The sequence below is a fragment of the Streptomyces sp. TG1A-8 genome, from assembly GCF_030499535.1.
GTDB lineage: Bacteria > Actinomycetota > Actinomycetes > Streptomycetales > Streptomycetaceae > Streptomyces.
In genome coordinates, this window is sequence record NZ_JASTLB010000001.1 from 3,364,328 (window position 1) to 3,388,858 (window position 24,531).

Sequence of the window (24,531 nt, forward strand, 5' to 3'; positions counted from 1 at the left end):
CGGGCGGTCGGCGGCCGCGTCTCAACGCGGGCGGCGGTGGCCGCGGTCCCCGCTGGAACCGGTCGTCGGCCTGGGGCAGTCTTCTGTCCCGTGGGGAGCGTGCCGAATCAAGCGGGGCCCGGTGGGCCGGTCGCGCACATGGTGGTGTGCGGGGACGACGGGCTGGCGTACCGGCTGGCCGCCGAGCTGGGCGGGGTCCACCGGGAGCGGGTCACCCTGGTGGTGCCGCCGGACAAGAGCGCGGTGCGGCCCCCCGCGGCCGGGCGGGCCCGGACCGCCTCGGCGGCGCTGTTCGACCGGGTGGTCGGCGTCACCGTCGGGCGGGGCGCCGGCACCGCGCACGTCACCGGTGCCGGGGGCGCGGGACAGGGGGCCGGCGCGGGGAGCGGGCAACAGGGCGACGGTGTCACGGTGGTGGAGGCCGCCGGCCTTTCCGAGGCCGTCCTGTCCGGGGCCGGGGTGGAACGGGCCGCCGCGCTGGCGCTCGTGTACGACGACGACGAGACCAACATCCGGGCCGCCCTGACCGCCCGCCGGCTCAACCCGCGCCTGCGGCTGGTCCTGCGGCTCTACAACCGGCGGTTGGGGCAATACATCGAGGAACTCCTGGACCAGACCGCCGCGTTGGCGGCCGGGGAGGACGGTGGCGGGGCCGAGGCGTCCACGACCGTGCTGTCCGACGCCGACACCGCCGCGCCCGCGCTGGCCGCCGGTGCCGTCGCCGGCACCACCCGGGTCGTCCAGACCGAGGGGCTGCTGCTGCGGGCCGTGGAACGGGGGCCGTCCGACGGCGCCCGGGCCGCCGGGGCCGGGCTGTGCACGCTGGCGCTGCTCTCGGCGAGCGGCGCCGAGCGCGCCGGGACGGCGGACGGGACCGGGCGCGGGGCGGAGCAGGAGCCGGTGCTGCTGCCGGACGACGAGGACGTGCGGCGGGCCGGGGGGCGGGCCGCCCTGATCCTGGAGCAGGTGTCCGCGTCGGACGGGCCGGCGTCGGACGGCACCGGGCGGGCGAGGGGGGTCGTGCCGCCGCTGGCCTCGCTGTTCTCACGGCGGCTGCGGTGGTCGCTGGCCGGGCTCGTGGGGTGCGTGGTCGCGCTCGCCGTCGCGCTGTGGGTGGTGACCGGGGTCCACCCGCTGGGAGCCTTCTACCTGACGTTGCTGGACCTGTTCGCGATCGACGATCCGGCGATCGGGGAGTCGACCGGGCGGCAGGTGCTGCAACTGCTGTCCGGACTGGTCGGGTTGCTGCTGCTGCCGGTGCTGCTGGCGGCCGTGCTCGAAGGGCTGGGGACCTTCCGGACCGCCTCCGCGCTGCGCAAGCCGCCGCGCGGCCTCGGCGGGCACGTGGTGCTGCTCGGACTCGGGAAGATCGGCACGCGGGTGCTGACGCGGCTGCGGGAGCTGCACATCCCCGTGGTGTGCGTGGAGTCCGATCCGGAGGCGCGGGGACTGGCGACCGCGCGGCGGCTGCGGGTGCCCGTGGTGCTGGGGGACGTCACGCAGGAGGGGGTGCTGGAGGCGGCGAAGATCCACCGAGCGTACGCGCTGCTGGCGGTGACCAGCTCGGACACGACGAACCTGGAGGCCGTGCTGTACGCGCGGTCCGTGCGGCCGGACCTCCGGGTGGTGCTGCGGCTGTACGACGACGACTTCGCCACGGCGGTGTACCGGACGCTGCGGGCCGCGCACCCGCAGGCGCAGACGCGCAGCCGGAGCGTGTCGCACCTGGCCGCGCCGGCCTTCGCCGGGGCGATGCTGGGCCGGCAGGTGCTGGGGGCGATCGCCGTGGAGCGGCGGGTGCTGCTGTTCGCCGCGGTCGACGTGGCGGGGCGGCCGGAGTTGGAGGGGCGGACCGTGGCCGGGGCGTTCCGGGCCGGTGAGTGGAGGGTGCTGGCGCTGGAGGGGCGGGCCGGGGTGGGCGGCGAGCACGTGCTGCGGGCCGGGGACCGGGTGGTCGTCGCCGCCACGCGACGGGGGCTGGCGGCGCTGCGCTGACGCCGGGGGCCCGCCGCCGGACCCCGGCCCCGCCCACCGCTCACCGGGTCCGGCCGGGACGGGTGAGCGGAGGGCCCCCTACGCTCCCGGCAAGTGCTTCGCCGCGAACTCCATCTCCAGTTGCACCTGCTTGATGCGTTCGTCGACCACCAGGGAGCCGTGGCCCGCGTCGTAGCGGTAGACCTCGTGGACCGCGCCGCGTGCCTCCAGTCGCTCGACGTAGTTGTCGATCTGGCGGATGGGGCAGCGCGGGTCGTTGACGCCCGCGGAGATGTAGACGGGGGCCTGCACCCGGTCGACGTAGGTCAGCGGGGAGGACGCCGCGAAGCGGTCCGGGACCTCCTCCGGGGTGCCGCCGAGCAGGGTGCGGTCCATGGCCTTCAGCGCCTCCATCTCGTCGTGGTAGGCGGTGACGTAGTCCGCGACGGGCACGACCGCTATGCCCACCGCCCACGCGCCGGGCTGGGTGCCGAGGCCGAGGAGGGTGAGGTAGCCGCCCCAGGAACCGCCGGTGAGGACCAGGCGCTCGGGGTCGGCGAGGCCGGAGGAGACCGCCCAGTCGCGGACCGCGGCCACGTCCTCCAGCTCGATCAGGCCGACCCGGTGCTTGAGGGCGTCGGTCCAGGCGCGGCCGTACCCCGTGGAGCCGCGGTAGTTGACGCGGACCACCGCGTAGCCGTGGTCCACCCAGGCCGCCGGGCCCGCGGCGAAGGAGTCGCTGTCGTGCCAGGTGGGGCCGCCGTGCAGGTCGAAGACCGTGGGCAGGGGACCGGTCGCGCCGGCCGGCTTCTGGACGAGGGCGTGGATGCGGCCGCCGGGGCCCTCCACCCAGACGTCCTCCACCGGCACCGACGGCGGGCACTTCATGCCGGGCGGGTCCAGGACGATCCGGCCGGCCGTGGAGCGCACCACGGACGGCTCGGCGGCCGACGACCACAGGTACTCCACGCTGCCGTCGGGCCGGGCCGTCGCCCCGGAGACCGTGCCGGGCGGGGTGGGGATGCGGGCCAGGGCGCGCGCCGCCAGGTCGTAGCGGTACAGCTCGCTGCGGGCCTCGTGACTGTGGGCGATCAGCAGGGCCGCGCCGTCCGGGTACCACTGCGCGCTCACGTCGCCGGGCAGGTCGAGGGGCAGGTCCGTCTCCTCGCCCGTGACCACGTCCCACACCAGGGGCTCCCAGCGGCCACGGCGCTGGTGGCCGACGAGCAGACGGGTGTCGCCGTCGACGGGGGCGAAGCCCAGGACCTCCAGGCCCAGTTCCTCCGTGCCGCCCCTGGTGTCGTCCAGTTCGGCGACCGTCGTGCCGTCCGGGCGCAACACGCGCAGGGCCGCGTGCATCGCGTCGCCGTGCTCGGTGTGCTCGACGGCGATCAGGGAGCCGTCGTGCGAGAGGTCGCCGACGCCCGCCGACTCGCGGTGCCGGTAGAGCACGACGGGCGTCTCCCCCTCGCGCGCCAGGTGGATCGTGGTGCCCTCGTCGTCGGTCGAGCGGCCGACGACCGCCGTGCGGCCGTCGCGGGCCAGGGCCAGGCCGGCCGGGTAGGAGGGGCCGAGGCCGGGGACGGCCGGCTCGTCCGGGCCGCCCCCGAAGGGCTGGCGGCGCCAGACACCGAACTCGTCGCCGTCCTTGTCGTCGAACCACCAGATCCACGCGCCGTCCGGGGAGAGCACGCCGTCCGTCGTGCCGTTCGGCCGGTCCGTCACCCGCCGCTGCTCGCCGCTCGCCCGGTCCCACGCGTACAGCTCGTACGTCCCCGTGGCGTTCGACACGAACAGGGAGCGGTCCGGTGCGTCCTCCGCCCAGTCGGGCAACGACACCCGCGGCGCCCGGAAGCGCTTCTCCCAGTCCGGCATGTCCGGCGCGTCCGGCGTCCTGCTGTCACTCATGGCCCCAGTCATGCGCCCATAGTGCCTGGTCGCACCCACTTCGCGCTGGCGAGTGCGCGCAGCCCGCGGACGACTTTCCCCGCCCGTCCGCGTCCGCCGCGCCGGATGCCGCCGGCCGGCCCGCGCCATCCGGCGGGAAACGGCTCACCCCCGGGCCGGCCCCCGGCCGCGGGCGCCGTACCGTTGTGGGCGTGTACCGGTTTCTGCTGACACCCCGCTGGTGGGGCATCAACGTCTTCGTGCTGCTCGCCATCCCGTTCTGCGTCTTCATGGGGTCGTGGCAGCTGAGCCGGTTCGAGGGGCGGGTGCAGGACCACCGCGCCGCGACCGAGCAGGTCGCCGCCGGCCGGCACGAGGAGGCCCGGCCGCTGGACCGGATGCTGCCCGTCGACAAGAGCACCTCGGGACGGCGGGTCACCGCGAGCGGCCGGTACGGCGAGCAGCTCCTGGTGCCGGGCCGGGAGCTGGACGGCAAGCGCGGCTTCTACGTCCTGACGCTGCTGCGCACCGGCTCGGGCAGGGCCCTGCCGGTCGTGCGCGGCTGGCTGCCCGGCACGGCGGACGCGGCCGGGGCGCCGGCCCCGCCGGCCGGGCAGGTCACCGTCACCGGCGCGCTGCAGGCGTCGGAGACCCCCGGTGACGACGGGGTCAGCGCCCGGGGCGGGCTGCCGGCCGGGCAGACGGCGGCGATCAGCTCGGCCTCGCTGGTGAACCTGGTGCCGTACCGGCTGTACGACGCCTGGGTCACCCTCGACCGGGCCGACGCGGGCATGAAGACCGTGCCCGCGACCGTGCCGGAGGGCACCGGCCTGGACCTGAAGGCGTTCCAGAACCTCGGCTACACCGGGGAGTGGTTCGTCTTCGCGGGCTTCGTGGTCTTCATGTGGTTCCGGCTGCTGCGCCGCGAGGCGGAGTCCGCCCGCGACGCGGCGCTCGGCCTGGTGCCCGAGGAGGGCGAGGGGGGCGGGGGGACCCCCGGACGGGACCGCGCGGCCCCCGGGCGGGACGACGCCGCTCCCGGGCAGGGGAGCGCCTCCGCCGCCGGCACCGTCTGAGCGTGGCGGCGCAGGCGGCACCGCCGGCGCCGTCCGGGGGCCGCGGCGCCGCCTCCCCCGGTCGCTACGACGCCGCCAGGAGCCCGGTGTAGTACACCGTCCCCGCGCACGCGCCGGTCACCACCGCCGTCACCGCGGGCGAGCCGCCCTCGGCGGTGTGGGTGACGAGAACGCTGCCGTCGGCCGTGCCGTCCTCGGTGACGAGCTGCGGGGTGACGCCCTGGGTGCCGCTGGTGTCCGTGCCCCCGGTCGCACTGGCGTCCTGGCTGGGGGACGGGTCCGGCGAGGGGGTGCCGCCACCGGTCGTGCCGCCCGTGGTGCCGCCGCCGGTGGTGGGGCAGGTCTGGGAGGGTACGAAGGCGAACTTCTCCTCGTAGGCGGCGCCCGGCTTCAGGACTAGACCGTCGGCCTCCAGCGAGGGGTCGGGCAGGCCGGCCGCCGCGTCCCCGGCCACGTGCCGCGCGCCGCTGACCAGGGCCGGTTCCGCCGCGCCCTGCGCGCTGACGTCCACGGAGCCCGCGCCGCGGACCGTGCAGGCGGTGGCGGAGACGTTGGTGACGCGGAAGGTGCCGTAGACGACGCCCGCGGAGTCGGGGGCGCCGACGCTCTGCGTGGGCGAGCCCAGTTGGGCGGTCGTGCACAGCGGGGCGCCCGCGGCCGGGGTGGCGGAGGGGCCGGCGCCGCTGGACGGGCCGGTGCCGTCGCCGCCGCTCCCGCCCCGGGTGCCGCCCTTGCCGCCGGCCCCGCCCCGCGTGGTGGAGGTGCCGCCCTCGTCCTGCGGGGAGCCGGAGCCTGCGTCGACGTTCTTGCCCCGGCCGCCGGCGCCCTGGGTCTGGGAGGACTGGCCGGCCATGGCGGTGTTGGGGTCGGAGCCGGCGGAGTGGGAGACGTGGATGAGCGCCGGGACGGCGGTGCCGACGAACAGGGCCGCGGCCGCCATGCCGACGAGGGCCTGGCGCTTGCGCGCCCGGCGGGCCGGAACCGCGCGGCGCAGGTGGTCGAGCGTGCCGGCGCGCGGTGCGACGTCGTCGACCGCCGAGTGCAGCATCCGGCGCAGGACCAGCTCGTCCGGGGCGAGCCCGAGCCCGGCGTCCCGCGGGCCGGTGCCGTCGAGGGCCCCGCCGGGGAGCCCCGTGCCGCCGGCACCGCCGTCGCGGCCCTCGTCGTCGTGGCCGGGGCCACGGGATGCCGTGCCGTCGGATGCCCCGCCGTCCGGACCGGTGCCGCCGGCCCTCCTGCCGTCGAGGCCCTTGCCCGTGGGGCCCTTGTCTTCGGGGCCGTGGTTCACAGTTCCGTTCCCAGCGTGCGGTGGCATGTGCTCTTGGTCGTGCCCGGTCGGTTCGTGCCAGGCGTAGGGCTCGTGGCGCTCGTGGGAGTGCCGCTCATGGGAGTCGCCCCCTTCCGTGCGCGCGCTCATGCCGACGCCTCCATCGCCACGCGCAGCGCGGCGATGCCCCGCGAGCCGTAGGCCTTCACGGAGCCCAGCGATATGCCGAGCGTCTCGGCCACCTGCGCCTCGGTCATGTCCGCGAAGTAGCGCAGCACCAGGACCTCGCGCTGCCGGCGCTGCAGGCCCTTCATCGCCTTGATGAGGTCGCGCCGCTCCAGCCGGTCGTAGGCGCCCTCCTCCGCGCTCGCCATGTCGGGCATCGGCTTGGAGAGCAGCTTCAGGCCGAGGATGCGCCGGCGCAGCGTGGAGCGGGAGAGGTTGACGACCGTCTGCCGGAGGTAGGCGAGGGTCTTCTCGCGGTCGCGGACGCGTTTGCGGGCCGAGTGCACGCGGATGAAGGCCTCCTGGACGACGTCCTCGCAGGAGGCGGTGTCGTCGAGGAGGAGCGCGGCCAGGCGGAGCAGCGAGCGGTAGTGCGCGCGGTAGGTCTCGGTGAGGTGGTCGACGGTCGTGCCGGCGACCACGGGCTGCGCGCCGTCCGTGGTGGTGGCGACGGTCGCGATGTCGTCGGAGCCGTCGCGCTGGCCGGGTATGCGGGCGGGCCGCGCTGCGGGCATGGGCGCGATCACCGGCATGCCGCCGGACGCTCCGGGCAGGCGCGGCCGGAGGGCCGCGCGAGGCGGCCGGAGGGCCGCGGTGCCGCGGGCCGCACTGAGTTCGAATACCTCTGCCACGCCAGTTGGACACGCTTCCCCCCGTCAGGGTTGTACGTGCCGGGCGTCACATGTGCGACAACCGACGGTGCCTCAAGTGCCGTCATGTGTCCCGCTCTTCCCTTGTATCCCATTTGAACGGGCGTCCCCACGCCCCGATCACGGCGTCCCCACGCCAGGATCCCCACGCGCCCCGCGACGGTGTCCGCAAAGACGCTCCCCGCCCTCCACGCGGTTGCGGGGGACGGGGAGGAAAATCCTCTGTCGGCGGCGGGCCCGGCTCAAGTGATTTGGACCATGCTTCCGGCCACATTTCCTGAATGCGTACGACAAGCGGTCCGGGGTCTAGCCGCGGCCCGGCGGGCGGCCCGTGATCTCGGCCGCCACCAGCTCCGCGATCTGCACGGTGTTCAGCGCGGCACCCTTGCGCAGGTTGTCGCCGCAGACGAAGAGCTCGAGCGCGCTCGGGTCGTCCAGCGCCCGCCGCACCCGGCCGACCCAGGTCGGGTCGGTGCCTACCACGTCGGCGGGGGTGGGGAACTCGCCGGCGGCCGGGTCGTCGCAGAGCACCACGCCGGGCGCGGTGGCGAGGATCTCGCGGGCGCCGTCGACCGTCACCTCGTCCTGGAAGCGGGCGTGCACGGTCAGGGAGTGCCCGGTGACCACGGGCACGCGCACGCAGGTCACGGCGACGGGCAGGGCCGGCAGCCCGAGGACCTTGCGGGACTCGGCCCGCACCCTCATCTCCTCCGACGACCAGCCGTCCGCCCGGAGCGACCCGACCCACGGGACGACGTTCAGCGCGACCGGTTCCGGGAAGGGCCCGGTGGCCTCCCCCACGGCCCGCCGCACGTCACCGGGGCCGGTCCCCAGCTCGGTGCCGGCGACCAGGGACAGCTGGGCCCGCAGCGCCTCCACGCCGGCCCGCCCGGCCCCGCTCACCGCCTGGTACGACGACACCGCCAGCCCGCGCAGCCCGAACCCGGCGTGCAGCGCGGCCAGGGCCACGATCATCGACAGGGTCGTGCAGCCGGGTCCGGCGACGATCCCGCGCGGGCGCGAGCGCACCGCGTGCGCGTTGACCTCGGGGACGACGAGCGGCACGTCCGCGTCCGTCCGGAAGGCGTCCGAGTCGTCGACGACGACCGCGCCGCGCGCGGCGGCGACCGGCGCCCACCGGGCGGAGACCTCCTCGGGCACCTCGAACACCGCGACGTCGACCCCGTCGAAGGCCTCCTCGCCCAGGGCCACCACCTCGACCTCCTCGCCGCGCACGGTCAGCTTGCGGCCGGCCGAGCGCGGCGAGGCGACCAGACGGATCTCGCCCCAGACGTCCGCCCTCTGGGACAGGATCCCGAGCATGACCGCGCCGACGGCCCCGGTCGCTCCCACGACCGCGAGCGTCGGGCGCGGCGTCATCGGCCGGTGCCTCCGTAGACCACGGCCTCGTCGGTGTCGGAGTCCAGCCCGAAGGCGGTGTGCACGGCGCGCACGGCGTCCGGCACCTCGTCCTTGCGGGTGACGACGGAGATGCGGATCTCGGAGGTCGAGATCAGCTCGATGTTCACGCCCGCGTCGCTCAGCGCCTCGAAGAAGGAGGCGGTGACGCCCGGGTTGGTCTTCATGCCGGCGCCGACCAGGGAGATCTTGCCGATCTGGTCGTCGTAGCGCAGGGATTCGAAGCCGATGCCGGAGCGGTTCTTCTCCAGCGCGTCGATGGCCTTGCGGCCCTCGGTCTTCGGCAGGGTGAAGGAGATGTCGGTGAGTCCCGTGGACGCCGCCGACACGTTCTGCACGACCATGTCGATGTTGATCTCGGCATCGGCGATGGTCCGGAAGATCGCGGCCGCCTCGCCCGGCTTGTCCGGCACGCCGACGACCGTGATCTTGGCCTCGGAGGTGTCGTGCGCGACACCGGAGATGATGGCCTGCTCCACCTTCTTGTCCCCTTGCTCGATCGGCTCGCTGCTGACCCACGTGCCCTGCAGCCCGCTGAAGGAGGAGCGGACGTGGATCGGGATGTTGTACCGGCGCGCGTACTCCACACAGCGGTGGAGCAGCACCTTGGAGCCGGAGGCCGCGAGCTCCAGCATGTCCTCGAAGGAGATCCAGTCGATCTTCTTCGCCTTCTTCACCACGCGCGGGTCGGCGGTGAACACGCCGTCGACGTCGGTGTAGATCTCGCAGACCTCGGCGTCGAGCGCGGCGGCGAGCGCCACGGCGGTCGTGTCGGACCCGCCGCGCCCCAGCGTGGTGATGTCCTTCTTGTCCTGGCTGACGCCCTGGAACCCGGCGACGATGGCGATGTTGCCCTCGTCCAGCGCCGTGCGGATGCGGCCCGGCGTGACGTCGATGATCCGGGCTTTGTTGTGGACCGAGTCGGTGATGACGCCCGCCTGGCTGCCGGTGAACGACTGGGCCTCGTGGCCCAGGTTTTTGATCGCCATGGCCAGCAGGGCCATGGAGATGCGCTCTCCGGCGGTCAGCAGCATGTCGAACTCGCGTCCGGCAGGCATCGGCGACACCCGCTCGGCGAGATCGATCAGCTCGTCCGTCGTGTCGCCCATCGCGGAAACGACGACAACCACCTGGTTGCCGTTCTTCTTCGCTTCCACGATCCGCTTGGCGACGCGCTTGATGCCCTCGGCATCGGCTACGGAGGAGCCTCCGTACTTCTGCACGACAAGGCCCACGTGCGCTCCTCGCTCGGTTCGTGTGTGTCGGCCCAGTCTATCGAGCGTCCGAATTTCACCGTCCTGCTCCCGCATGGTGAGACATCGGCCGTCCGGGCCGGCACCCGCACGGCGACGCCCACCGGGTGCGGGCCGCCCCGGAACACCGCGCCGCCGGCCCGGAGGGACGCGCTACGCGCCCTGCAGCCCCAGGGGGCCGCCGATCTCCTGCGCCATCACGCGGCCGGCCTCGATCTCCAGGGTCTCGTCGCCGATCTCCTGGTCGGTGTCCAGGCCGTCCAGTTCCTCCAGGGGCTGGTTGAGGCGGACGTGGGCGACCAGGGACTGCAGGGCGCGCAGGGTGGCGGAGGCGGTGCCGCCCCAGTTGGAGAAGTAGGAGAACTGCCACCACCACAGGGCCTCCGTGGTGCGGCCGGCGCGGTAGTGGGCCATGCCGTGGCGCAGGTCGGTCATGACGTCGGCCAGGTCGTCCGAGATCCGGGCGGGCACCGGCGCCCTGCGGGGCTCGTAGGGGTCGAACACCTCGGAGTAGACGTCGATCGGCTCCAGCAGGCGCGCGAGGTTCTCGCGCAGTCCGTCCACGTCCGGCTCGGGGCCGAGGTCGGGCTCGTAGCGCTCGTCGGGGAGGATGTCCTCGTGGGCGCCGAGACGGCCGCCGGCCAGCAGCAGCTGGGAGACCTCCAGGAGCAGGAAGGGGACGGCCGAGTCGGGCTCGTCGCCCCTCGCCACCTCCGTGACGGCCACCAGGAAGCTCTCGATCTGGTCCGCGATCTGGACCGCGAAGTCGTCCGGGTTCCGCGTCGCGTCGTGCACTGTGGCGTCAGACATCTAGGAGTCGTCTCCCCTCGAAGGCGCGGCCGAGGGTCACCTCGTCCGCGTATTCCAGGTCGCCACCCACCGGGAGGCCGCTGGCCAGGCGGGTGACCTTCAGGCCCATGGGTTTGATCATCCGGGCGAGGTACGTCGCCGTCGCCTCGCCCTCCAGGTTGGGGTCCGTGGCCAGGATCAGCTCCGTGACCGTCCCGTCCGCCAGCCGCGCGAGGAGTTCCCGGATGCGCAGGTCGTCGGGGCCCACGCCCTCGATCGGGCTGATCGCTCCGCCGAGGACGTGGTAGCGGCCGCGGAACTCGCGGGTGCGCTCCACCGCGACCACGTCCTTCGGCTCCTCCACCACGCAGATGACCGACGGGTCGCGGCGCGGGTCGCGGCAGATGTTGCACAGCTCCTCCTGTGCCACGTTGCCGCAGACCGCGCAGAAACGGACCTTCGCCTTCACCTCCAGGAGGGCCTGCGCGAGCCGCTTCACGTCCGTCGGCTCGGCCTGCAGGATGTGGAAGGCGATCCGCTGCGCGCTCTTGGGACCGACGCCGGGCAGCCGCCCCAGCTCGTCGATGAGGTCCTGGACCACGCCTTCGTACAACGGACTGCCCTTCCTGGAGACCTTTCGGTACGTACGGTAGTGGGCCGGGCGTCAGAACGGCAGACCGGGGATGCCGCTCCCGCCGCCCAGTCCCTGGGCCAGCGGGCCGAGCTTCTGCTGCTGGAGCGCCTGCGCGTTCTCGTTGGCCGCCTGTACGGCCGCCACGATCAGGTCGGCGAGGGTGTCGGTGTCCTCCGGGTCCACCGCCTCCGGGTCGATCTTCAGCGCGCGCAGCTCGCCGGAGCCGGTCACGGTGGCCCTCACCAGGCCGCCGCCCGCCTGTCCGTCGACCTCCGTGTTCGCCAGTTCCTCCTGCGCCCGCTGCAGGTCCTCCTGCATCTTCTGGGCCTGCTGGAGCAACTGCTGCATGTTGGGCTGGCCACCACCGGGGATCACGATCAGCTCCTGGTTCTTGGCGTTCTTGGCGTTCTTGGCGTTCTTGGTGCGCTACGGGTCTGCGTCTTCCCGCCGTGCCGCGCCGTTCACCGCTGTGCACGAGCCTACGTGGTCCACGCGGCCATCGCCGCGCCACTCTTTCGGGTGAGACGGATGCCCGGCGTATACCTGATCAAGACGCACTTACGGGCGGAACAACCGGGAAAGCCACGTGCGGGCCACCCATTGGGCGGTAGGAAGGGTGCCCCGCGCCGGCAGGTGACGTGACGCACCGTGACCGGGCGGGGTCCGTTCCGTGGACCCCGCCGTGCGCCGTGCCGGGTCCGGTGCCGCGACCGGCGCCGCGTTCGTGTCGTGTTCAGTAGGGAGTGCCGGGTGGGTCAGCCGGAGATGCAGCCCGAGGGTCCGCCTCAGGACGGGCGGGGCGAGGGCGCGGCCGGGCTGCGGCCGGACGACCTGTCCGGGCGGGTGTTCCCGCTCGGGGACTGGGGGGAGCCCGCCGAACGGCTCGACGAGCTGTACCGGTGGGTCGAACACGGCGCGCTGGGGACGGCGGCCTGGTACCTGGCGGACCGGGTGTGGAAGAGGCGGGGCGCCCGCGCGCTGCGCGCCGGGGCGGCGGCGGGGGCCGTGGCCGGCGCGACGCTGCCCCTGCTGGACCTGACCGGGGTGGCCGGCGGGGCCGCGCCCTGGGGGTACCTGGCGCTGCTGCTCGCGGGGGCGTGCGCCGGCGTCGACCGGTTCTTCGGCGTCAGCCTCCGGGTGGATGCGGGACGTGGCCACCGCGCAGGCCGTGCAGCGCCGGCTGCAGTCGCTGCAGTTCGACTGGGCCTCGGAGAGCGTCCGGGAGGTGCTGGGGCCGGCCGAGGGCACGGCGGGCGAGGCCGCCGAGCGGTGCCTGGGGATGCTGCGGCGGTTCTCGGAGGACGTGACGGAGCTGGTGCGCACCGAGACGGCCGACTGGATGGTGGAGTTCCGGACCGGACCGGCCCCGCTGGGCATCCAGGCGGCGGTGTCCTGCGGTCACCGGCCGGAGGCCGGGGCCCCGGCCGGCAGGTTCCCGCTGCCGCCCGCGAGCGGCGCCCGCCCGAACATGCCCAGGCAGCGGCCGCCGGAGCCCCGGTGAGGGCGCCCGCCCCCGGCACGGCTCACCGCTTCGTGTAGGTCAGGCTCTCCCCGCCGCCCGCCTTCGTCCGCCTCAGGCGGCCGTCGGACAGCAGCGCGACCTCCGTGGCCTCGCCCGGGGAGCAGGACGACGCCGGCTCGCCGCTGGTCACCGTGGACGGCCCGATCTCCAGCGGGCCGTCGCCGCCCGGCTCCCCGGCGAGCGGTGCCTCGAAGACGCAGTGGTAGGTGCCGCCCGCGGCGGGGCCGTCCGCGACGAGCGTGAGGACCGTGTCGCCGACCTCACCCTGCCGGATGGTGAGTTCGCGGGTGGCGGAGCCGTCGGAGTTCTCGATCGTGGTCCGCCAGGTGCCCAGGTAGGCGGCCGGGACCGCGCCGTCGGAGGGAGCGGAGGAGGTCGGCACCGGGGTCGTCGGGGCGGGCGGGTCGGACGTCGTGGGCGAGGCGCGGGTGACGGTCGGCACCGGGCCGGCCCTGCCGTCGTCCCCGGCGCCGCCGCGCTGCATCAGCGCGTACACCGAACCGCCGGCGCCCAGCGCCACGACCAGCGCGATCACGACGAGCAGCGCGGTGGAGCGCCCGTTCCCGCGCTCCGGCTCCTGCCCGGCGGCGACCGGTGGCGGCCCGTACGGCGGGGTGGAGCCGGGGTCGCCGCCGTAGGGGTGGTACGGCTGCTGCGGATACCCGTAGGGACCGGGGGACGCGGCCGGGGGCGCGGCGGGCAGGGCATGCTGCTGGACGTACTGCTGCGGATGGCCGTACGGGCCGGGGGTGCCGTACGCGGGAGGCGTCGCGGGCCCGGCGGGCGGGGTCCGCCCGTTGACCACGGCGGGCGGACGGCGGACGGGCTGCCCGTGCTCCGGGGCCCCGCCCGGACCGCCTCCGGGCCACTGGGCCCGGGCGGGCGGGGGCACGGCGGCGGCCGGCCCGCTGTCCGCACCCCCCGCGCCGCCCGCGTCCACCGCCGGGCCGTTCGCCGGGCCGAAACCGCCCGCACCCGCCGGCGGCCCGTCCGCCGCAGCGGGGCCGTCCCCGTCCGGTGACGCCGGCCGCGCGGGGCGTGCGGACCGCGCGGTCTCCCCCTGCGGGTCCTCCACCTCCAGCAGCTGGACGGCGTGCCGCCCCAGCTGGGCCACCAGCGCCGCCGGCAGCCAGGGGTCGCGGGAGCGCCCCCCGGACACGGTGTCCTCCGCGCCCGTCCGTTCCAGGACCGCGTCCAGCGAGGGCCGCGCGGCGGGGTCCTTCCTCAGGCAGTCCCGGATCAGGTCGGCGATCCCCTCCGGCACCCGCTCCAGGTCCGGCTCCTCCTGCGCGATGCGGAACATCAGGGCGTGCACCCCGCTGTCGGCGCCGCCGAAGGGCTGCGCCCCGGTCGCCGCGTAGGCCAGCACGGAACCGAGGCAGAAGACGTCGCAGGCCGGGGTGATCCGGTCCCCCCGCACCTGCTCCGGGGCCATGAACCCGGGCGACCCCACCAGCGAGCCGGTCCGGGTCAGCCCGTCCCCCGCCGACGTCTCCAGCGCCCGCGCGATCCCGAAGTCGATCACCCGCGGCCCGTCGATGGTCACCAGCACGTTGGACGGCTTGAGGTCCCGGTGCACGATGCCCGCCGCGTGGATGTCCTTCAGCGCGTGCGCGAGCCCGGCCGCGAGGATCCACACCGACCGCTCGGGCAGCGCCCCGTGGTCGTGCCCGACGACCCGTTCGAGGCTGGGCCCGGCCACGTACCCGGTGGCCACCCACGGCACCGCCGCCTCGGTGTCCGCGTCCAGCACCGGCGCGGTCCAGTACCCGCCGACCCGCCGCGCGGCCTCCACCTCCTGCCGGAACCGCGCCCGGAACTCCTCCTGCTCGGCCAGCTCCTCGCGGACCAGTTTCACGGCGACGGTACGGCCCCGGTCCGACCGGGCCAGGTACACCTGCCCCATCCCGCCCGCGCCCAGCCGCGCCAGCAGCCGGTACCCGCCGATCCTCCCCCAGGGCTGAACGCCCGGGGGGACCCCCACCGGATCCCCCGCCCCCGGCTTCTCCATGAACCGCCCCGCCTTCCCCAGCGCGCGCCCCCGGTACCCGCACCCCGTGCGCGCATCCCGCTCGCGCGGCCCCTGCACCTGCGACGCACCGAGGATAGTGCGGGCGCGCCGGGGGCCGCCCGGGCCGGCGTCTACGGTTCCGTAACAGCTCGTCCCGCCCGTCACGGCCGGTCCGGGGCCACCGCCGGCCGCACCGGCGGCCGGTGCGGCCGGACGCCGGGCGGCCCCGGCACCGCCGGCGGGGTCGACACCCTGTCGCGGAACCGCCCCGTCCACGGAACAGGACGCCGGTACCCCCTCCGCGTCCCGGACCTCTACCCTCGCGGGCATGACCCCTCAGCCCCATCCCGAAGCCGGCGCCGCGGTGAAGGCCGCGGACCGCGCGCACGTCTTCCACTCCTGGTCCGCGCAGGACCTCATCGACCCGCTCGCCGTCGCCGGCGCCGAGGGGTCCTACTTCTGGGACTACGACGGGAAGCGGTACCTGGACTTCACCAGCGGGCTCGTCTTCACCAACATCGGCTACCAGCACCCCGAGGTCGTCGCCGCGATCCAGGAGCAGGCCGCGCGCCTGACGACGTTCGCGCCCGCGTTCGCCGTGGAGGCGCGCTCGGAGGCGGCCCGGCTGATCGCCGAGCGGACGCCCGGCGACCTGGACAAGATCTTCTTCACCAACGGCGGCGCCGACGCCGTCGAGCACGCGGTGCGCATGGCCCGGCTGCACACGGGCCGCCCGAAGGTGCTCTCGGCCTACCGCTCGTACCACGGCGGCACCCAGCAGGCGGTGAACCTCACCGGCGACCCGCGCCGCTGGGCCTCCGACAGCGGCGCCGCCGGGGTCGTCCACTTCTGGGCGCCGTTCCTCTACCGCTCCCGCTTCTACGCCGGGACCGAGGAGCAGGAGTGCGCGCGGGCGCTGGAGCACCTGGAGACGACGCTCGCCTTCGAGGGCCCGGGGACGGTCGCCGCGATCGTCCTGGAGACCATCCCCGGCACCGCCGGCATCATGGTGCCGCCGCCGGGCTACCTGGCCGGCGTCCGGGAGATCTGCGACGAGCACGGGATCGTCTTCGTCCTGGACGAGGTCATGGCCGGGTTCGGGCGGACCGGTGAGTGGTTCGCCGCCGACCTCTTCGGCGTCGTGCCCGACCTGATGACCTTCGCCAAGGGCGTGAACTCGGGATACGTGCCGCTCGGCGGTGTCGCCATCTCGCAGCGGATCGCGGAGACCTTCGGCAAGCGGCCGTACCCGGGCGGGCTCACCTACTCCGGGCACCCGCTGGCCTGCGCCGCCGCCGTCGCCACGATCGGGGTGATGGCGCGGGAGGGCGTCGTGGAGAACGCCAGGCGGCTCGGCGAGTCGGTCCTCGCCCCCGGGCTCGCGAAGCTGGCCGAGCGGCACCCGAGCGTGGGCGAGGTGCGCGGCACCGGCATGTTCTGGGCGCTGGAACTGGTGCGCGACCGGGAGACGCGCGAGCCGCTGGTGCCGTACAACGCGGCCGGCGAGGCGAACGCCCCCATGGCCGCGTTCGCCGCCGCCGCCAAGCGGCACGGGCTGTGGCCCTTCGTGAACATGAACCGCACCCACGTGGTGCCGCCGTGCACGGTCACCGAGGAGGAGCTGGAGGAGGGCCTGGCCGCGCTGGACGCCGCGCTGACCGTGGCCGACGAGCACACGGTGCGGTGAGCGCCCCGGCCGCGGACGGCCACGGCGGGTGGTCCGGCCGCTCCTGCCCGGGCGGGGCGTGAACGATTAAGGTGACGTGCTCGTAGGAGACAGGCGAGTGCGTACGAGTACGTCACCCGAACGCGTGAGGAGAGCCTCGACGATGCCCGGCACCGGCGCCGTGACGCGCAGCACCCTGCGCCAGCAGATCGCGGACGCGCTGCGCGACGAGGCCCTGGCGGGGCGGCTGCGGCCGGGCAGCGCGTTCACCGTCAAGGAGATCGCCGAGCAGTACGGCGTCTCGGCGACCCCGGTCCGCGAAGCGCTGGTCGACCTGTCCGCGCAGGGCGTCCTGGAGGCCGACCAGCACCGCGGATTCCGCGTCCCGGAGTGCACCCCCGCCGACTACCGGGGCATGATCGAGGCCCGCAGCCTGGTCACCGACGGCATGTTCCGGGCGCTCGCCGCGGGCCACCCGGCCCTCTCCGGCACCGACGGCGCGCGGACGGCGGCGGCCCTCGCCGTGGTGCGCCGGCGCGGCGAGGAGGCGCAGCGGGCCGCGGCGGCCGGCGACCTGACCGTGCTCATCGGCTACGACCTGCGGTTCTGGCACGAGCTGAGCGGCCTGTTCGGCAACCCCTACCTCGCCGACTTCCTGCACCGGCTGCGGGTGCGGTCCTGGGTGTGCGCGGTGCAGCACCTGCGCCGCCTGCCCGACGTGCGCGGCCGGCTGTGGGCCGGGCACACCGAGCTGGTCGACGCGCTCGCCCGCCGCGAGGAGGAGACCGCCCGCGCGATCGTCGCCGAGGCCAACGCGCACTCCCTGGCCCTGGTGGAGCAGTTGGCGCAGGCCGGCCGGACGTGAGGGGCGGCGGACCGCACGTCCGCGTCGTCCGCACGTCCCGCACGGGGGGAGCCGACCCCGCGCCGCACCGCTACCCTTCCCTTTCCTGACCGCCCCGCTGTGTGAGGAGCCCTCTTTGGCCTGTGACCTGTGGCTGGTACCGCTCGTCGACGTGTTGTGCCACACGCCGGACAACCCGTTCGCCGAGGAACTCGCGCACTACAACAACGCGCTGGCCTCGGCCGGACTCCCGCCGGTGCCGGTGTACCAGTACATGCCGGGCCTGTCCGGGGAGGTCGCGCCGGTCGCCGGATTCGACTACGACGCGCTGCACTTCCTGCGCCGGGTCTACCTGCTCCAGGTGTGCGGGCTGCCGGTGACCCCGGTGGACGACCTGGGCGGCGACTACGAGCAGTTGCTGGAGATGTTCGAGTCGACCGCCCAGCAGTCCCACCTGGTCTGGCACTACGACCACGCGGGCGCGTACGTGCCCGTGGACTTCCCGCACCCGCTGTCGAACGACGAACTGCTCGCGGGCGGCGGCCCCCTGGGCTCCGCCCAGGCCCTGCTGCGGGAACTGGAGTACGTAGCGCCGTCGATCGGCATCGATCCGGCCAACCCGCCCGCGGCGCCACAGCCGCCCGCCGGCCCCACCGAGCTGGAGGAGCCGGCCGTCCCGGCGCCGTACGACCCCAGCCCCTTCGCCCGCGAACGGCACGTGTGGCTGGGCCTGCACGCGGCGGCGACGCGGTCCCTGGCGCAGGGGTCGATGATCGTGTTCAGCTGAGCACCGGCGGGGCTCCGGCCGCCGTCAGGGCCGGCCGGTCATCGAGATGCCCGGCGGCCACAGCACCCCGCCGCCCAGCAGCAGCGCGGGCCCCAGGTGGACCGGGCACACCCGCAGCGGCGGCCTGCCGTGCCGGGCGGCCTCGAAGACCGCGGGGGCGCCGCAGCCGCTCCCGCCGGACCGGCCGCCCTCACCGCCGTACGGGCCCCGGCACCGTACGTCCCGGTGCGCGCTCATGCCTCCAGTGCACCGCGCACGGCGCCGGACCGCCCGAGGATCACGTCCGGGGGCGGACCGGCGGGCGGCCGGCGCGCCGGCCGGGACCGGCTCGGGCGCGCCGGCCGGGACCGGCTCGGGCGCGCCGGCCGGGACCGGCTCGGGCACGCCGGCCGGGACCGGCTCAGAGGAACGAGTTGACCTCGATCGTCTCGTCCCGGCCCGGGCCCACGCCGATCGCGGAGATCGGGGCGCCGGACATCTCCTCCAGCGCCTTGACGTAGTTCTGGGCGTTCTTCGGCAGGTCGGAGAAGGACTTCGCCTTGGTGATGTCCTCCGACCAGCCGGGCAGCGTCTCGTAGACCGGCTTGGCGTGGTGGAAGTCCGACTGCGAGTACGGCAGTTCCTCGACGCGCCTGCCGTCGATCTCGTACGCCACGCAGACCGGGATTCGCTCCCAGCCGGTGAGGACGTCCAGCTTGGTGAGGAAGAAGTCGGTCAGGCCGTTCACGCGGGTCGCGTAGCGGGCGATGACCGCGTCGAACCAGCCGCAGCGGCGGTCGCGGCCGGTGGTGACGCCCCGCTCGCCGCCGATGCGGCGCAGCGCCTCGCCGTCCTCGTCGAACAGCTCGGTCGGGAACGGTCCGGCGCCCACCCGGGTCGTGTACGCCTTGAGGATGCCGATGACCCGGCTGATCCTCGTCGGGCCCACGCCGGCGCCGGTGCAGGCGCCGCCCGCGGTCGGGTTGGAGGAGGTGACGAAGGGGTACGTGCCGTGGTCGATGTCCAGCAGCGTGCCCTGGCCGCCCTCGAAGAGGACGACCTTGTCGTCCTCCAGCGCCTGGTTGAGGACCAGCACGGTGTCCGCGACGTACGGCTCGATCTGCTCGGCGTAGCCCAGCAGTTCCTCGACCACCTGGTGCACGGCGATCGCGCGCCGGTTGTACAGCTTGGTCAGGATCTGGTTCTTGACGTCGAGGGCCGCCTCCACCTTCTGGGTGAGGATCGACTCGTCGTACAGGTCCTGGACGCGGATGCCCACGCGGTTGATCTTGTCGGCGTAGGTCGGGCCGATGCCGCGGCCGGTGGTGCCGATCTTGCGCTTGCCCAGGAAGCGCTCCGTCACCTTGTCGACGGTGACGTTGTAGGGCGTGATCACGTGCGCGTTCCCGCTGATCAGGAGCTTGGACGTGTCGACGCCGCGCTCGTTCAGACCGCTCAGCTCGGAGAGCAGGACCGATGGGTCGACCACGACGCCGTTGCCGATGACCGGCGTACAGCCGGGGGAGAGGATTCCGGAAGGGAGGAGGTGGAGCGCGTACTTCTGGTCGCCGACGACGACCGTGTGGCCGGCGTTGTTGCCGCCCTGGTAGCGCACTACATAGTCCACCGAGCCACCGAGCAGGTCGGTCGCCTTCCCCTTGCCTTCGTCACCCCACTGAGCACCGAGCAGCACAAGTGCGGGCACGCGCGTACACCCCTTCCGGGCGGGGCATGTCCAAGGCCAGGGGTGCGGGCGTAAGGTTCACCGCCGCGCGCCACCGCGACCGTCGTTGGCCGCACAACCGTCGGACCGGATGCCCCGGAATAGACGAAGCCCCTGGCGCAACAGCGCAAGGGGCTCTTGCACAAAGATGCTACCCGAGGAAGCGAGGCAGGACCGAGGTGGCGACCTTCGCGACGTCCGATCAGCTGCTGGTGATCATCGATCCGGCGGCCCGGCAGACGGACGGGGAGTCCGTACGGATCGCGAAGGACGTGCTCACCGCGGGCGCGGCCGCGAAAGTGTGCCTGCCGGACGGCCCGGAGGAGTTCGCCCGGGTGCTCGGCAGGCGCGGCTCCCGGCGCCCGGTGGTGATCGGCGACGACCGGGCACTGGTCCGCGCGGTGACCGTGCTGCACCGCCAACGGGAGCTGGCCGGCTGCGCCCTGTCGGTGGTGCCGGTCGGGGACGCGCGCCTGGCCCGGTCGCTCGGTGTGCCCGCCGGGGCGGTGGCCGCCGCGCGGGCCGTGCTGGACGGGACCGTGCGCCGCCTGGACCTGCTGGTCGACGACAGCGACGGCGTGGTGCTGGGCACGCTGGGCATCCCGCCGGAGCCCGTGCGGGAGGCGGCGGAGCCGTTCGCCGGCGCCCCCGGGGGGCCGTGGCTGCGCACGACGTACCGTTCCCTGGTCCGCACCCTGGCCACCCGCCCCGTCCGGCTGCCCGCGATACCGGCCGCCGGGCCCACCCGGCTCCGGGTCGAGGTCGACGGCGCCACGGTCGTGGACCTCGACCAGCCCGTGCGGGCGGTCTCGGTGGTGCCGGGCGCGTCCGGCGTGGCACGGGTGGAGGTGCGGCCCCTGCCGGTGGGCGCGGAGGCGACCTTGCTGCGGGTCTCGGGACGGGCGGTGACGGTGGTCGGCACGGACTTCCGGTACCGCGCCGACGCGCTGGTGTCGGGCCCGGTGCGGCGGCGGACGTGGCAGGTGGCCGAGGGGGCCTGGGGGCTCACGCTGCCCCCGGCCCAGACCCGGACCCGGACCCAGACCCCGGCCCCGGCGCCGTGAGGGGGCTTGCGCGAGCGCTCAGACCACTTCCACGCTCAGTCCCCGCAGGCCCCGGATCACGAAGTTGGGGGTGCGTTCCGGCTCCGCCGCCGGCGCCAGGGTCGGGGCCCGCTCCAGCAGGGCCGTCATCGAGGCCGCCAGTTCCATGCGGGCCAGCGGGGCGCCGATGCAGTAGTGGATGCCCGCGCTGAAGGAGATGTGCGGGTTGTCCCGGCGGGCGAGGTCCAGGGTGCCGGGATCCTCGAAGACGTCCGGGTCGTGGTTGGCGGAACCGAAGAGCATGGCGATCTCCGCGCCCCGCGGGATCGTCGTGCCGCCGATCTCGATGTCGTCCAGCACCCAGCGCTCGAAGAGCTGCAGCGGGGTGTCGTAGCGCATCAGCTCCTCCACGGCCGTGGGCACCAGGGAGTGGTCGGCGCGCAGGGCCGCCAGCTGGGCCGGGTTGCGGAACAGGGCCCACCAGCCGTTCACCGTGGCGTTGACCGTGGCCTCGTGGCCCGCGTTCAGCAGGAGCACGGCCGTGGAGACCATCTCCTGCCCGGTCAGCCGGTCGTCCTCGTCGTGGGCCGCGATCAGTCCCGAGATCAGGTCCTCCCCGGGCTCCTCGCGGCGGGCCGCGATCAGCTCCGTGAGGTAGTCCGAGAACTCCACCGACGCCCGGACCGCCCGCGCCGCCGTCTCCTCGGACGGGTTCAGCTCGTACATCCCGCAGATCGCCGCCGACCAGGGCCGCAGCAGCGGCCGGTCCGCCTCCGGGATGCCCAGCATCTCGGCGATCACCGCGACCGGCAGCGGTTCGGCCACGTCCGCGAGCAGGTCGCCGCCGCCCGCCGCGACGAGCGCCCCCACCAGCTCGTGCGCCAGGTCCCGGACGTAGGGCCCGAGCCGCTCCACCGTGCGCGGGGTGAACGCCCTGGACACCAGGCGCCGGATGCGGGTGTGGTCCGGCGGCTCCAGGTCCAGCATGCCGTGGTCGTTCAGCACGTGGAACGGCTCGTGCTCCGGCGGGGGCGGGGTCCGGCCGAACTCCTCGTGCGTGAAGCGGTGCCGGTAGGTGCGGCCCAGCCGGCGGTCCCGCAGCAGCGCCGAGACGTCCGCGTGGTGCGGGACGAGCCACTGGTCGGTCGGGTCGTGGCGGATCACCCGGCCACGGGCCCGCAGTTCGGCGTAGGCCGGGTACGGGTCGGCGACGAACGCCGGGTCCCACGGGTCGAAAACGAGGTCCGAAGCAGCTGCCATGGACGGACGCTAGCCCGCCCCCGCCCGTCCCGACCAGGGGCGCCCCGATCCGCCGCGGCCGGGGCGGCTCAGCCGGGCGTGACCAGCCGGACCTCGCAGGCGAACACCGCCGCCTGCGTGCGGTCCCGCAGGCCCAGTTTCACCGGATCCGGCTCACGTGCGTCTTGACCGTCGACTCGGCCGCCACCAGCCGCCCGGCGATCTCCGCGTTCGCCAGGCCCTGCGCGATCGGGACCAGCCCCTCCGTCCCCCGCTCCGCCAGCTCCCCGTACGCCGCCCGCGCCGCCTGCGTCGGGCGGGGCGCCTGCGACAGCCGCGAGGACTCGGCGATCAGGCGCCGGGTCACCGACGGCGCCAGAGCGCCTCCCCGGACGCCACCACCCGCACCCCGTCGGCCGGCTGCCGCGCCGGGGCGTCCTTCAGCAGGAATCCGGAGGCGCCCGCCCGCAGCGCCTGGCAGACGTACTCGTCCAGGTCGAACGCGGTCAGCACCAGCACCTTGGCCGCCGCGTCCGCGGCCACGGTCTCCCGGGTCGCCCCGATGCCGTTCAGGTCCGGCATGCGGATGTCCCTCAGCACCACGTCCGGGCCCAGTTCCCGGACCCGCTCGACCGCCTCGCGGCCGTTGACGGCCTCGCCGACGACCTCGATGTCCGGCATCGCGTTCAGCAGGACCGAGAAGCCCTCGCGGACCGTCATCCGGTCGTCCGCGATCAGCACGCGGATGGTCGTGCCGCGCCCTCGCCCGCACCGGGGACCGGCAGGAACACGGTCACCTCGTGGCCGCCGTCCGCTGGGCGGTCACCTCCCGCTGGGCCTGCCGGCGGATGTGCCGGACGGTGACGGCCAGCAGGACCAGCGCGGCAGGAACACCGTGGGGCCCGTGCCGGTGCCGGAGTGGCCCCGGCCGAAGGCGGCCTCGGCCCAGAAGCCGTACAGCGCGGTCAGCCCCCACAGCCAGGCCGCCGTGCGCGGACGGGTGCGCAGGGCCACGACCGTGAGGACCCTCAGGTGCGACGGGAAGCTGCTCGGCGGCCAGGGCCAGGTGTCGCGGCCGGCGCCGGTGACCGCGGTGAGCGCGGTCGCCACGAGCGACAGCAGAACACCCCGGCCGGGCGCACCAGGGTCAGCAGGACCGGGCCCAGGGCCAGCGGCGCGCACAGCAGCGCCGACGGGCCCGTGTGGCCGTCCGCCAGCGCGACGAGCGCCGCCGCCCCGCCGGCGGCCGCCACCGCCGCGTGCGGGGCCCGCCCCGCGTACTGCCGCGCGCGGTCCGGCAGGCGGCGGCCGAGCGGGCCGTCGGCGGCGGCGCGGGGCAGCGGGCGGTGGGCGAAGGCGTCGTGGAACAGGTCCTGCCGCAGCCCCCGCAGGGCGTCCGCGGCCAGCCGGAACGCGGGGCTGCGCGGCCTGCCCGCCGCCCCCGGCCCGGTCGTCTGCGTGTGCGTCGTCTCGGCCACGTACGAACGGTAGGCCGGACCCCGCGTCCGGTCGTCCCCTTGGAGGGGGTGCCGGGGGTCCGTCCCAGGTACTACGCGTACCACGCGGCGGGGGCCGCCGCTCCGCCGGTCGCCGCGCACCCGTCTCACCGGGCGAGCCGGGCGATCTCCTCCGCCACCACCGCGCAGGCGCCCGCCGCCGGGTCGATCAGCGGGAAGTGGCCGGTGTCCTCCAGCAGCGTCAGGCCCACCGCCTCGCCCGCGTCCGCCGCGGCGTCCGCGTAGGACTCGGCCACCGCCTGCGGGACCACCCGGTCCGCACGGCCCTGGACGAGGGTGGTCGCGATGCCCGTCGGCAGGAGGAGGGCGGGGTCGGCGTACGGCCGGCGCTCCGCGAACGCCCCGTGCCCGCCGAGGAGCTGCACCGACGCGTCGCCGCAGACGTTCAGCCTCGTCGCCACGGCCAGGTCCGCGATGGGGGCGAGCGCGACGACACCCCGCAGGGGGGCCGGTTCGTCGGTGCGCCAGGGGGCGTCGGCGGGCAGGACGTGCCGGGCCGCCGCCCACAGCGCCAGGTGGCCGCCCGCCGAGTGGCCGGTCAGCACGGTACGGCGCAGGTCGGCCCGGGGCAGGGCCGCGCGGGCCAGGGCGGGGAGGGCGTCCAGGGCGGCGGCGACGTCGTCGAAGGTGTCGGGCCAGCGGCCGGCGGGGAGGACGGGTCCGGTGCCGGGCGCGGGCCCCGCGCCGCCGGCGGGGACGCGGGGCGTGCCGCCCCGCCGGTACTCGACGCAGGCCACGGCGAAGCCCCGGCGGGCCAGGTGGTCCGCGAAGGGGGTGACGTGGCGGCGGTCGTGAGCGGCCCGCCAGGCCCCGCCGTGCAGGACGACGACGAGGGGGGAGGCGGGGGCTGCCCCGGGGCCCCGGCCGGGGCGGGGGACGTAGAAGTCGATCACCTGGTCGGGGTGGTCGCCGTAGGCGGCGGTGGCGTCGGGCACGACCGGGGCGTGCGAGAAGGCCGACGCCTCCTCGGCGGCGGCGCGGGCTGCTGCGGCGTCGTCCGGCATGCTCCGGCCTCTCAGCGGGGGG

Annotated in this window: 21 protein-coding genes and 2 pseudogenes; 7 read left to right on the forward strand and 16 right to left on the reverse strand. The window is 75.2% G+C overall.

What is annotated here, in order from left to right:
- Positions 1 to 138 precede the first annotated feature (138 nt).
- The gene (locus tag QQY24_RS14485; protein ID WP_301976248.1) at positions 139 to 1,995 is read left to right on the forward strand and encodes an NAD-binding protein; all 1,857 of its coding nucleotides are present in this window, start codon (positions 139 to 141) and stop codon (positions 1,993 to 1,995) included.
- Between the two features lie 78 nt (positions 1,996 to 2,073).
- Here QQY24_RS14485 and QQY24_RS14490 read toward each other — a convergent pair whose 3' ends face one another.
- Positions 2,074 to 3,882: a prolyl oligopeptidase family serine peptidase gene (locus tag QQY24_RS14490; RefSeq protein ID WP_301973097.1), complete on the reverse strand. Its 1,809-nt coding sequence runs from the start codon at positions 3,880 to 3,882 to the stop codon at positions 2,074 to 2,076.
- A gap of 191 nt (positions 3,883 to 4,073) precedes the next feature.
- Between QQY24_RS14490 and QQY24_RS14495 the strand changes: the two genes are divergently transcribed.
- Complete coding sequence (locus tag QQY24_RS14495; protein WP_301973098.1) at positions 4,074 to 4,937, forward strand: SURF1 family protein; 864 nt, start codon at positions 4,074 to 4,076, stop codon at positions 4,935 to 4,937.
- Between the two features lie 64 nt (positions 4,938 to 5,001).
- Here QQY24_RS14495 and QQY24_RS14500 read toward each other — a convergent pair whose 3' ends face one another.
- The 7 genes from QQY24_RS14500 to QQY24_RS14530 all read right to left on the reverse strand — a co-directional run bounded on the left by QQY24_RS14500 (position 5,002) and on the right by QQY24_RS14530 (position 11,549).
- A complete protein-coding gene (locus tag QQY24_RS14500; RefSeq protein ID WP_301973099.1) occupies positions 5,002 to 6,354 on the reverse strand; it encodes a hypothetical protein in 1,353 nt (450 codons plus the stop codon).
- On the reverse strand, positions 6,351 to 6,983 hold the full coding sequence (locus tag QQY24_RS14505) for a SigE family RNA polymerase sigma factor (RefSeq protein ID WP_301976249.1): 633 nt from the start codon (positions 6,981 to 6,983) through the stop codon (positions 6,351 to 6,353). Before QQY24_RS14505 ends, QQY24_RS14500 begins: the two co-directional genes overlap by 4 nt.
- A 402-nt stretch (positions 6,984 to 7,385) precedes the next feature.
- Positions 7,386 to 8,459 (reverse strand): aspartate-semialdehyde dehydrogenase, encoded by a 1,074-nt coding sequence (locus QQY24_RS14510; RefSeq protein ID WP_301973100.1) that lies wholly within the window; start codon positions 8,457 to 8,459, stop codon positions 7,386 to 7,388.
- Complete coding sequence (locus QQY24_RS14515; RefSeq protein ID WP_301973101.1) at positions 8,456 to 9,733, reverse strand: aspartate kinase; 1,278 nt, start codon at positions 9,731 to 9,733, stop codon at positions 8,456 to 8,458. Before QQY24_RS14515 ends, QQY24_RS14510 begins: the two co-directional genes overlap by 4 nt.
- A 171-nt stretch (positions 9,734 to 9,904) precedes the next feature.
- A complete protein-coding gene (locus tag QQY24_RS14520; RefSeq protein WP_301973102.1) occupies positions 9,905 to 10,561 on the reverse strand; it encodes a DUF5063 domain-containing protein in 657 nt (218 codons plus the stop codon).
- Positions 10,554 to 11,153 carry a recombination mediator RecR gene (recR, locus tag QQY24_RS14525; protein ID WP_258777573.1) on the reverse strand — a complete coding sequence of 200 codons (600 nt, stop codon included), beginning with the start codon at positions 11,151 to 11,153 and terminating at the stop codon, positions 10,554 to 10,556. The genes QQY24_RS14520 and recR overlap by 8 nt, the downstream gene beginning before the upstream one ends.
- 51 nt (positions 11,154 to 11,204) lie before the next feature.
- Positions 11,205 to 11,549, reverse strand: a complete 345-nt coding sequence (locus QQY24_RS14530; protein ID WP_301973103.1) for a YbaB/EbfC family nucleoid-associated protein — start codon at positions 11,547 to 11,549, stop codon at positions 11,205 to 11,207.
- A gap of 375 nt (positions 11,550 to 11,924) precedes the next feature.
- On the opposite strand from QQY24_RS14530, the pseudogene QQY24_RS14535 reads away from it, so the two are divergent.
- Positions 11,925 to 12,675 (forward strand): annotated as a pseudogene (locus tag QQY24_RS14535) (SLATT domain-containing protein).
- Between the two features lie 22 nt (positions 12,676 to 12,697).
- Here QQY24_RS14535 and QQY24_RS14540 read toward each other — a convergent pair.
- Positions 12,698 to 14,707 (reverse strand): serine/threonine-protein kinase, encoded by a 2,010-nt coding sequence (locus tag QQY24_RS14540; protein ID WP_301973104.1) that lies wholly within the window; start codon positions 14,705 to 14,707, stop codon positions 12,698 to 12,700.
- A gap of 328 nt (positions 14,708 to 15,035) precedes the next feature.
- Here QQY24_RS14540 and QQY24_RS14545 point away from each other — a divergent pair, with 328 nt between their 5' ends.
- The 3 genes from QQY24_RS14545 (at position 15,036) to QQY24_RS14555 (ending at position 18,004) form a co-directional block, all read left to right on the forward strand.
- The gene (locus QQY24_RS14545; RefSeq protein ID WP_301973105.1) at positions 15,036 to 16,394 is read left to right on the forward strand and encodes an aspartate aminotransferase family protein; all 1,359 of its coding nucleotides are present in this window, start codon (positions 15,036 to 15,038) and stop codon (positions 16,392 to 16,394) included.
- 142 nt (positions 16,395 to 16,536) lie between these two features.
- Positions 16,537 to 17,238, forward strand: a complete 702-nt coding sequence (locus tag QQY24_RS14550) for a GntR family transcriptional regulator (RefSeq protein WP_301973106.1) — start codon at positions 16,537 to 16,539, stop codon at positions 17,236 to 17,238.
- Between the two features lie 115 nt (positions 17,239 to 17,353).
- Complete coding sequence (locus QQY24_RS14555; protein ID WP_301973107.1) at positions 17,354 to 18,004, forward strand: hypothetical protein; 651 nt, start codon at positions 17,354 to 17,356, stop codon at positions 18,002 to 18,004.
- A gap of 24 nt (positions 18,005 to 18,028) precedes the next feature.
- On the opposite strand, the gene QQY24_RS14560 is transcribed toward QQY24_RS14555, so the two are convergent.
- Together QQY24_RS14560 and QQY24_RS14565 are read right to left on the reverse strand one after the other, a co-directional pair.
- Positions 18,029 to 18,241, reverse strand: coding sequence for a hypothetical protein (locus tag QQY24_RS14560; RefSeq protein WP_301973108.1), 213 nt, complete (start codon positions 18,239 to 18,241; stop codon positions 18,029 to 18,031).
- Positions 18,242 to 18,404: 163 nt separating this feature from the next.
- The gene (locus QQY24_RS14565) at positions 18,405 to 19,688 is read right to left on the reverse strand and encodes an adenylosuccinate synthase (RefSeq protein ID WP_301973109.1); all 1,284 of its coding nucleotides are present in this window, start codon (positions 19,686 to 19,688) and stop codon (positions 18,405 to 18,407) included.
- A 197-nt stretch (positions 19,689 to 19,885) separates the two neighbouring features.
- On the opposite strand from QQY24_RS14565, the gene QQY24_RS14570 reads away from it, so the two are divergent.
- Positions 19,886 to 20,770 carry a diacylglycerol kinase gene (locus tag QQY24_RS14570; protein ID WP_301973110.1) on the forward strand — a complete coding sequence of 295 codons (885 nt, stop codon included), beginning with the start codon at positions 19,886 to 19,888 and terminating at the stop codon, positions 20,768 to 20,770.
- A gap of 18 nt (positions 20,771 to 20,788) precedes the next feature.
- On the opposite strand, the gene QQY24_RS14575 is transcribed toward QQY24_RS14570, so the two are convergent.
- The 5 genes and pseudogenes from QQY24_RS14575 to QQY24_RS14595 all read right to left on the reverse strand — a co-directional run bounded on the left by QQY24_RS14575 (position 20,789) and on the right by QQY24_RS14595 (position 24,509).
- A complete protein-coding gene (locus QQY24_RS14575; RefSeq protein WP_301973111.1) occupies positions 20,789 to 22,009 on the reverse strand; it encodes a cytochrome P450 in 1,221 nt (406 codons plus the stop codon).
- 68 nt (positions 22,010 to 22,077) lie between these two features.
- A pseudogene (locus tag QQY24_RS14580) lies at positions 22,078 to 22,708 on the reverse strand (response regulator).
- A 102-nt stretch (positions 22,709 to 22,810) separates the two neighbouring features.
- The gene (locus tag QQY24_RS14585) at positions 22,811 to 23,002 is read right to left on the reverse strand and encodes a hypothetical protein (protein WP_301973112.1); all 192 of its coding nucleotides are present in this window, start codon (positions 23,000 to 23,002) and stop codon (positions 22,811 to 22,813) included.
- A gap of 14 nt (positions 23,003 to 23,016) precedes the next feature.
- Positions 23,017 to 23,466 (reverse strand): hypothetical protein, encoded by a 450-nt coding sequence (locus tag QQY24_RS14590; RefSeq protein ID WP_301973113.1) that lies wholly within the window; start codon positions 23,464 to 23,466, stop codon positions 23,017 to 23,019.
- 125 nt (positions 23,467 to 23,591) lie between these two features.
- Positions 23,592 to 24,509 (reverse strand): alpha/beta hydrolase, encoded by a 918-nt coding sequence (locus QQY24_RS14595; RefSeq protein WP_301973114.1) that lies wholly within the window; start codon positions 24,507 to 24,509, stop codon positions 23,592 to 23,594.
- Between the last annotated feature and the right edge of the window lie 22 nt (positions 24,510 to 24,531).

Excerpts from the sequence above, each read along its gene's own strand:
- QQY24_RS14485 (WP_301976248.1), top strand. The coding sequence starts at position 139 with ATGGTGGTGTGCGGGGACGACGGGCTGGCGTACCGGCTGGCCGCCGAG.
- QQY24_RS14490 (WP_301973097.1), bottom strand. The coding sequence starts at position 3,882 with ATGAGTGACAGCAGGACGCCGGACGCGCCGGACATGCCGGACTGGGAG.
- QQY24_RS14500 (WP_301973099.1), bottom strand. The coding sequence starts at position 6,354 with ATGAGCGCGCGCACGGAAGGGGGCGACTCCCATGAGCGGCACTCCCAC.
- QQY24_RS14510 (WP_301973100.1), bottom strand. The coding sequence starts at position 8,459 with ATGACGCCGCGCCCGACGCTCGCGGTCGTGGGAGCGACCGGGGCCGTC.
- QQY24_RS14520 (WP_301973102.1), bottom strand. The coding sequence starts at position 10,561 with ATGTCTGACGCCACAGTGCACGACGCGACGCGGAACCCGGACGACTTC.
- QQY24_RS14540 (WP_301973104.1), bottom strand. The coding sequence starts at position 14,707 with ATGGAGAAGCCGGGGGCGGGGGATCCGGTGGGGGTCCCCCCGGGCGTT.
- QQY24_RS14545 (WP_301973105.1), top strand. The coding sequence starts at position 15,036 with ATGACCCCTCAGCCCCATCCCGAAGCCGGCGCCGCGGTGAAGGCCGCG.
- QQY24_RS14550 (WP_301973106.1), top strand. The coding sequence starts at position 16,537 with ATGCCCGGCACCGGCGCCGTGACGCGCAGCACCCTGCGCCAGCAGATC.
- QQY24_RS14560 (WP_301973108.1), bottom strand. The coding sequence starts at position 18,241 with ATGAGCGCGCACCGGGACGTACGGTGCCGGGGCCCGTACGGCGGTGAG.
- QQY24_RS14575 (WP_301973111.1), bottom strand. The coding sequence starts at position 22,009 with ATGGCAGCTGCTTCGGACCTCGTTTTCGACCCGTGGGACCCGGCGTTC.
- QQY24_RS14595 (WP_301973114.1), bottom strand. The coding sequence starts at position 24,509 with ATGCCGGACGACGCCGCAGCAGCCCGCGCCGCCGCCGAGGAGGCGTCG.